The organism is Brevundimonas sp. (assembly GCF_052436175.1).
Taxonomy (GTDB): domain Bacteria; phylum Pseudomonadota; class Alphaproteobacteria; order Caulobacterales; family Caulobacteraceae; genus Brevundimonas.
This window is the reverse complement of sequence record NZ_JBQVNM010000108.1, coordinates 1-4,285: the sequence shown is the minus strand read 5'-3', so window position 1 is coordinate 4,285 and position 4,285 is coordinate 1. Positions and strand designations below refer to the sequence as shown.

Here is a 4,285-nt window from a genome sequence, read left to right as displayed (position 1 = left end):
CCGCTCCTGACAGCCTCGCCGGCGACCGCTCTGGACCAGAGCGGCGGCGCACCCCTTTGCCCTTATCGAATTCTACAGTTTTGAGAGCCGTATCATGTCCTCCATCGACACCAAGACCCCCAGCCACATCCAGCAGGTCTGGCCCGAAATGAACCCCGCCGAGATGACGCCCGAACAGACCGCCCTGGCCGAACTGCGTCGCGAGATCGACCTGATCGACGACCAGTTGCTGGAGCTGTTCGAGCGCCGCCTCGCCATCGCCGCCACGGTCGGAAAGGCCAAGGACGCGCCGCACGGGCCGCACACCAAGCTGCGTCCGGATCGCGAACAGACCGTCCTCGGCCGCATGCTGGAGCAGGCCGAACCGCAGAACGCCGAGGCCGTCGCCGGTCTCTGGCGCGAGATCGTCGGCTGGGGTCTGGCGCGTCAGGGCCAGCTTCAGGTCCAGGTCTGGTCGCCCAAGGATCCGACCCGTGCCTTCGACGGCGCCCGCCAGCGTTTCGGCATGGCCGCCGATATCCGCATGGTCCGCACGGCCAAGGAGGCCCTGACCTTCGCCGCCGAGGGGCATGGGGTGGCCGTTCTGGCCATCAACATTGACGACGACTGGTGGGTGGGCCTGCGCCGCGACTGGTCCAGCCTGTCTGTGTTCGACGGCTTCGGTCTGGGCGGCGGCCAGCCGACCGCGCTCGCCGTGGGCAAGATCGATCCTCCGGCGCTTCCGAAGGGCCGCCGCGTGGTGGTCAGCGCGGGCGGAGACGCGGGCGACGGCGGCGGCGCGCGCCGCTGGGGCCTCTCCACCCACCACGGCTGGACCCTGGCCCTGACGGACGCGGACCATCTGTCGCCGGGCGACGCCGAGGGCTGCGTCGGCGCGATCGGGTGAGCCGAGGGATTAGGGATTAGGGATTAGGTTCGAGGCATGAAGGTTGGGCGCCCGGACCTAGAACCTAGAACCTAGACCCTCGAACCTCGCCCCTTGGACCGCCATATTGTCGATCAGCCGGGTGCGGCCGATGCGGGCGGCGGTGAGGATGCGGGCGGGGCCCTCGACCACGCCGCTCGAAAACGCGGCGAGGCTGTCGGTCTGGCGTACGGCGACATAGTCCACCGTATCGAAGCCGGCCTCGAGCAGGGCGGCGACGGCGTCGTTTTCAACCGTCGCCAGTGGTTGTCCGGCGGCGGCCCTGTCTGCGGCCTCGCGCAGGATGACATTGAGACGGCGGGCGATCTGGAGTTCGTCGGCGCTCAGGTAGGCGTTGCGCGAGGACAGGGCGAGGCCGTGATCGTCGCGAACGGTCGGAAGGCCGAAGATCTCTGTCGGGATGTCGAGGTCGCGGACCATCCGGCGCACGACCATGAGCTGTTGCCAGTCCTTCTCGCCGAAGACGGCCACGTCGGCCTGGACCTGGTTGAGCAGCTTGGCGACGACGAGGGCGACGCCGCCGAACATCTGGGGCCGGAAATCGCCCTCCAGCCCCTGCGACGGACCGCCGGTTTCGGCGTCGCCGACGGTGATGCGGGTCACGGCCCCGGGCGCGTACATCTCGTCCACGGTCGGGGCGAACATCAGGTGACCGCCAGTCTGGTCCAACAGTTCGGCGTCTCGTTCCTGCTGACGCGGATAGGCCCCGAGGTCCTCATGCGCCGCGAACTGGGTGGGGTTGACGAAGACGCTGGTGACGACCCGGTCGGCGCGGCGCAGGCCTTCGCGCACAAGATCCAGATGGCCCTCATGCAGGGCGCCCATGGTCGGAACCAGGGCGACGCTGAGCCCCTGGGCGCGCCAGCCGCGCATGACCCCCCTCAGCTCCGCCACCGTCCGGACGATCTGCAAGGGAACCGGTGCGGCCTGTGAAACGCTCATGGTTATCGCATTAACCTCGCGGCTTAAGGCTGTTCGTGAACGCGACCTCAAAGCCTGATCGCTAAGGGTGGGCTTATGACGTCCAGCAGAACGCTTCGTCCAGTCCTGACCCTCCTCGCCGGGGGGCTCGTCGCCTCCTGCGGGGCGGCGGAGGTAGACGCCAATCGCTTCGCCAACCTGGCCCAGCAGGTCGCCGACATTCCCGTGGACGGGCCGGTGGCCTCGGCGCGCGAGCCGCAAGAGACGGACACAGCCGCCACGCGCGGCCTGCGTCCCGCCTTCGGCGTCGAAACAGGCCAGGCCGGCGCCCTGAGGGTCGAGGTCCTGGACCCCCATGCCCTCTGGGATGCACGCGATGGCCTGCGCCGTCCCCCCGCCGCCGCAGAGCCGGTGCTGCAACAGGCGGTCCAGCGGGCCGTCGCGCCGGCGCCCGTGGCCGTGACGCCGGAGGTCAGGCCGATGGCTGCCGCGTCTCGCGGGCCGCGCACGACGATCCAGCTGGGCGCCTATTCCTCGCCGGAGGCGGCGCGCTCGGCCTGGGCCGCCGCCAGCGCCGGCAAGGCCCGCGCCGCGCTGAACGGACTGACGCCCGATTTCGTGGCCGTTCAGGTCAACGGCAAACCCTATGTCCGCCTGCGTGTGTCTGCGCCCGCCGCCACGGCCGCCGCCATCTGCCGCGCGGCCGAGGTGTCCGACCCCTGGTGTCTGCGCGGCGCCTGACGACGCCGGACGTCTGTCCACATCGCCACCCGCGTTCATCTTAACCTTTCATTGACCTGAAAGGCGATGCGCCCGATTCTGCCACGTCAGGACGGATGCGGTGAGTCGCGCCGTCGGCAGTACGGAACAGGCATAATGGCGCAACCTCTCGTCATCGTCGTCGGCAATGAAAAGGGCGGGGCAGGCAAGTCCACCCTGGCCATCCACATCGTCGTCGGGTTGATGCAGGCCGGGCACAAGGCCGCCATCATAGACCTGGACCTGCGCCAGCGGTCGATGTCGCACTTCTTCGCCAACCGCGCGGCCTGGACGGCGGCGAACGGCCATGTCCTGCCCATGCCGTTTGAGCCCGATCTGGGCGACGGCAAGGCCCTGGCCAAGGCGCCGGAGGAAGAACAGGTCGCCCGGTTCGAGGCCGCCTTTGCCGAGGCCCAGCAGAAGGGCGTGGAGGTGATTCTGATCGACACGCCCGGCGGCGACACGGCCCTGTCGCGGCTGGCGCATGCCCGCGCCGACCAGATCGTGACGCCGATGAACGACAGCTTCGTCGACTTCGACCTGCTGGGGCAGGTCGACCCGGTGACGCTCGATCTGATCAAGCCCTCCATCTATTCCGAGAGCGTCTGGGAAGCCCGCAAACAGCGCGCCATCACCCAGGGTCGCCAGGCGACCATCGACTGGCTGGTGGTGACCAACCGTCTGGCCGTGGCCGAGGCCCGCAACCGTCGCCGTCTGGAAGAGCGAATGACGACCCTGGCCAAGCGGGTCGGCTTCCGCGTCGGGCCGGGCCTGCGCGACCGGGTCATCTATCGCGAACTCTTCCCCTTCGGCCTGACGGTGGCCGACCTGTCGGCGGACATCCGCCCCGTGGCCGTGTCCCTGGCCCATGTCGCGGCGCGCCAGGAGATGCGCAACCTGATGCAGGCTATGGGGCTGGAGAGCAGCGCCCTGGACCAGCCGGTCGGCGGGCTGGACGTGGCGGCCTGACCGGCGGGGCAGGACGGGCCGAACCATGGGCCTGATCTGGCCGATCCTGGCGGTGGTCGCCCTGTGGGCGCTGGTCAGGCTTGGACGCCAGGGCGAGCGGCCGGGGCGCGGTCATTGGCGGATCGCCGCGACGGTGCTGGGCGCGGTGCTGATCGCCGCTGCTGTCGTGGCCGGATCGCACGGCGCCTGGATCGGCGCCGGGGCGGCGGCCGTGGGGGGGCTCTATCTGATCGTCAGTTCGCGGCTGCGTCCGATCGTGCGGCCGCCCGGTGGGGGCCGTGAGGCGCTGAGCGAGGCCGAGGCGCGCTCGATTCTGGGGGTTTCCGCAGAGGCGTCGGAGGCGGACATCCAGACGGCGTGGCGCAGGCTGATGGCGCGGGTGCACCCGGACCAAGGCGGGGCCGAAGGCCTGGCCGCCAAGTTGAATGCGGCCCGGGATCGGCTCCTGAAGCGCTGAACCTGAAGTGCCTGAAGGCTCAGTCCGGGCGGATGACGGCGCAGGTGACGCGCCGGGCCGCCAGGGTGGAACAGGCGCTGCGCGCGGCCTCTTCCGTCAGGCCGGTGAAGCGCGACCGATACCATTCGCCGGCGGTCTGGACCGTGCGCTCCGCGCCCGCGAACTCGCTGCGGAACCGACGATTGATTTCGCCCAGCCAGTTGCGGGCGACACGTTCGTCCTTGAAGGCCCCGACCTGAACGGTCCAGCGACCG

6 protein-coding genes are annotated in these 4,285 nt (G+C 69.9%); 4 read left to right on the top strand and 2 right to left on the bottom strand.

The genetic code is table 11. The features are described from left to right. Positions 1–94 precede the first annotated feature (94 nt). A complete protein-coding gene (locus tag ACT6QK_RS14835) occupies positions 95–886 on the top strand; it encodes a chorismate mutase (RefSeq protein WP_444598593.1) in 792 nt (263 codons plus the stop codon). Between the two features lie 57 nt (positions 887–943). On the opposite strand, the gene panC is transcribed toward ACT6QK_RS14835, so the two are convergent. Then, positions 944–1,867: a pantoate--beta-alanine ligase gene (gene panC, locus ACT6QK_RS14830; protein ID WP_444598592.1), complete on the bottom strand. Its 924-nt coding sequence runs from the start codon at positions 1,865–1,867 to the stop codon at positions 944–946. A gap of 75 nt (positions 1,868–1,942) precedes the next feature. On the opposite strand from panC, the gene ACT6QK_RS14825 reads away from it, so the two are divergent. The 3 genes from ACT6QK_RS14825 to ACT6QK_RS14815 all read left to right on the top strand — a co-directional run bounded on the left by ACT6QK_RS14825 (position 1,943) and on the right by ACT6QK_RS14815 (position 4,031). After that, the gene (locus ACT6QK_RS14825) at positions 1,943–2,587 is read left to right on the top strand and encodes an SPOR domain-containing protein (protein WP_444598591.1); all 645 of its coding nucleotides are present in this window, start codon (positions 1,943–1,945) and stop codon (positions 2,585–2,587) included. A 135-nt stretch (positions 2,588–2,722) separates the two neighbouring features. Next, a complete protein-coding gene (locus tag ACT6QK_RS14820) occupies positions 2,723–3,574 on the top strand; it encodes a division plane positioning ATPase MipZ (RefSeq protein WP_444598590.1) in 852 nt (283 codons plus the stop codon). Between the two features lie 25 nt (positions 3,575–3,599). Next, a complete protein-coding gene (locus ACT6QK_RS14815) occupies positions 3,600–4,031 on the top strand; it encodes a DnaJ domain-containing protein (RefSeq protein WP_444598589.1) in 432 nt (143 codons plus the stop codon). 19 nt (positions 4,032–4,050) lie between these two features. On the opposite strand, the gene ACT6QK_RS14810 is transcribed toward ACT6QK_RS14815, so the two are convergent. Then, on the bottom strand, positions 4,051–4,285 hold a 235-nt coding region (locus ACT6QK_RS14810; protein WP_444598588.1), incomplete at its 5' end, for an SPOR domain-containing protein.